General features: G+C 70.1%; 4 protein-coding genes. All 4 read left to right on the top strand.

Annotation, left to right across the window (positions count from 1 at the left end):
* Nucleotides 1–406: TAXI family TRAP transporter solute-binding subunit (locus ACFWF3_RS29930; protein WP_379316984.1), on the top strand; the 406-nt coding region annotated here is incomplete at its 5' end.
* Between the two features lie 86 nt (nucleotides 407–492).
* Nucleotides 493–1509: an ABC transporter substrate-binding protein gene (locus tag ACFWF3_RS29925; protein ID WP_379316982.1), complete on the top strand. Its 1017-nt coding sequence runs from the start codon at nucleotides 493–495 to the stop codon at nucleotides 1507–1509.
* 120 nt (nucleotides 1510–1629) lie between these two features.
* Nucleotides 1630–2130, top strand: a complete 501-nt coding sequence (locus ACFWF3_RS29920; RefSeq protein WP_378987633.1) for a DinB family protein — start codon at nucleotides 1630–1632, stop codon at nucleotides 2128–2130.
* Nucleotides 2131–2151: 21 nt separating this feature from the next.
* Nucleotides 2152–3135, top strand: a 984-nt coding sequence (locus ACFWF3_RS29915) for an alpha/beta fold hydrolase (RefSeq protein ID WP_379316980.1), incomplete at its 3' end; no start/stop codon positions are given.

Genomic DNA, 3135 nt, shown 5'->3' with positions numbered 1-3135 from the left:
ACGTTTGACCGACGGCGACATCGACGCGTTGCTGTGGGCCGGTGGCGTGCCCACCGCCGCACTCGCCGTGCCCGATCCCCTGCGCCTGATCGACCTCGGCGCCCTCGCCGCTCCCCTGCGCGAGCGATACGGCCCCGTCTACGACCGGGTCGCCATTCCCGCCGACGCCTATCCGGGCAGCCCGGCGGTGCACACGATCGGCGTCGCCAACCTTCTCCTGGCCGCCGCGACCCTGCCCGACGAGACAGCGGCCGCCATCGTCGACCTGCTGGTCCGCCACGCGGACGCGCTCGTCCCCGCCGAGGCCGCGGGCACCCAGTTCCTCGACGGCCGATTCCTGATCGGCACCGGGACGGTCCCGCTGCACCCGGGCGCCGTCGAGGTCTACCGCCGCTGGCACGGCTGAATCCGCCCGTCGATAGTAAGGTTTGCCTTGCCTTATTGAGTATGGTCTAGTGATCGCGAACCGATAGCCACGTGCGGAGGAGAATCGTGATCGCGAACCAGGATCGACCCGACCGTGCCCTCACCCGGCGCCGATTCTTCGCGGTAGCGGGGGCGGTCGGGGTGAGCGCGAGTCTCGCGGCCTGCGGGGCCAACGCCGACAACGGACGCGACAGCACCGGGAGCTGGCAGTTTCCCGATGGTCGTGGCGGCACCGTGCGGACGGAGGGGACGCCGCGCCGGGTGGTCGCGTTCACCGGCTCGGCGGGCGCGCTGGTCGATTACGGGGTACGCGAGTCCATCGTGGGCATTTTCGGCGAAGCGCATGACCGAGATATGTTGGGCGACCTCGATCCGGACTCGGTGACCGTCGTCGGTGACGCCTGGGGGCAGTTCGACATCGAGAAGTACGCGACGCTCGAGCCCGATCTGCTCGTCACCGATTCCTATGTGCTGGGCCGACTCTGGTATGTCCCCGACGACAACCTGTCCAAGATCGAGTCGGCGAACCCGAATGTGGTCGCCGTGCAGATCGCCGGTCAGCGGCTCCCCGACATCATCGCGCGCTATCGCGCCCTGGCCGCGGCGCTCGGCGCCGAGACCGCCACCCCGGCGGTCGCGGCCGCGGAACAGCGCTTCGCCGCCGCGTCCCAGGCGGTGCGCGACGCCGTGGCGGTGCGCCCCGGCCTGCGCGTGCTCGCCGCCTCGGCAACCCCCGAACTCTTCTACGCCTCCGACCCGCGCGCCTCGGCCGATCTGAGCTACTTCACCGAACTCGGGGTCGAATTCGTCGTTCCCGACCAGGTCGATCCCGGCGGTTACTTCCAATCACTGAGCTGGGAGACGGCCGACCGCTATCGCGCCGACCTGATCCTGCTCGACGACCGAACCTCCGGCCTGCAGCCGGCCGCGCTCGCCGACCGGCCGGTCTGGCGCAGACTGCCCGCGGTGCTGGCCGGCCAGGTCGCGCCCTGGTCGCCGATCTTCCGCTTCTCCCATGCCGCCACCGCTCCCCTGCTGGAACGCCTGGCGACCACGATCCGGGACGCGCAGCGAGTCCGCTGACCGACCTTTTTGCCGAACCCGCAATTTCGCGTGCCAGATCGTGGTGGCCTCAGCGAAACTGGGCGCGCCTGCTCATCCACCGCAGCGCCTGACGTTTCGCGACGAAGGAAGGTGACCACCGTGCCCAGCACACCGCGTCGCGCCCGCCGCCGAGACACCCCGCCCCCACGGACGGGAAGCGAGGAGATCGAGGTCCTGCGCGGATTCCTCGATTATCTGCGGACTTCGATCGTCGCGAAGGTGGACGGCGCGCCCGAACCTCGAGTACGCACGGCCGCGGTGGCATCGGGCACCAACCTGCTCGGCCTGCTCGAGCACCTCACCTTCGTCGAACGCTCGATGTTCCTCGGGGACACCGTGACCGACTGGCAGGCGACCTTCCACGCCCCGGCGTCTGCCACTGTCGCCGACGTCGTCGCCCGCTACCGGGCCGCGGTCGAGCAAGCGAACGAGATACTCGACGGCTGCACCGATCTCGGTGCCCCGCTGCCTCGACCGCGGCCGGGACGCCGCGCTCCCAGCGTGCGCTGGGCACTCGCCCACATGATCGAGGAAACCGGCCGCCACGCAGGCCACGCCGACATCCTCCGCGAACTGATCGACGGCGCCACCGGCCGCTGATCTCACCCGGACAAGGAACAGATGATCTCCACCTCCCGACCACACAGCGTCGGTCGATCCGCCTGCGCGGCAGCGGCTTTCGCGCTCGCATTCCTGCTCACGATGTGTGCCGCAGCCTGTTCCCCGGCCGCCTCCGACATCGCACCCCACGCCGCCGCGACGGCGGGCGACCCCGTGTTCGACAAGACATTCCGGCACGAGTTCGCCGACGTCGACGGTGTCCGGATGCACTATGTGACCGGCGGCAGCGGCACACCGGTGGTGCTGATCCACGGGTGGCCGCAGACCTGGTACGGCTGGTGGCCGATCATGCCCGCCCTCGCCGAGAACCACACCGTCTACGCCGTCGACCTGCCCGGGCTCGGTGACAGCACCGGTTCACCGACCGCCTACGACAAGGCCACGCTGGCGCGGTACGTGCACACCCTCATCGCCGACCGGCTCGGCGTGCGGGATGCGCGCGTGGTCGGACACGACTTCGGCGCCGCCGTCGCCTTCGCGTACGCCGCCCAGTTCCCCGCCGATACCGACCGCCTCGGCTACCTCGATCTCCCGCTGCCCGGGCCCGCGATCGACGCACCGACCTACCGCACACTGAGCTGGCACATCGCGTTGCACTCCCAGCGGGGAGTACCCGAAGCTGTTGTCGGCGACAATGTTCGCGAGTACCTGGCGCTGTTCTACCCGCAGGTCTCCTTCGGCGGCACGGCGTTCGGCGGCACCTCGGATCGATCCCCGTTCACCGACGCCGAGGTCGACGAGTTCGCCCGCACCTACCGCAAGCCCGAGGCTCTCGCGGGCGGCTTCGAGCTCTACCGCGCCCTCGACCAGGACGTCCGCGACACTGTGGCGACCGCGCCGACTCCAGTCCCGACTCTGCTCATGACCGCCGAGGGGCAGCTCGAGGCGATCCGCGCCACCGTTTCCCCGCGCCTGAGCAACATCGTGCGGGCGGTCGACGTGCCGCGCGCCGGACATTGGCTCGTCGAGGAGAACCCTCGATTC

The organism is Nocardia sp. NPDC060220 (genome assembly GCF_042727815.1).
Lineage (GTDB): Bacteria > Actinomycetota > Actinomycetes > Mycobacteriales > Mycobacteriaceae > Nocardia.
The sequence above is the reverse complement of the archived record's forward strand: the minus strand, read 5'-3'. Positions and strand labels throughout refer to the sequence as shown.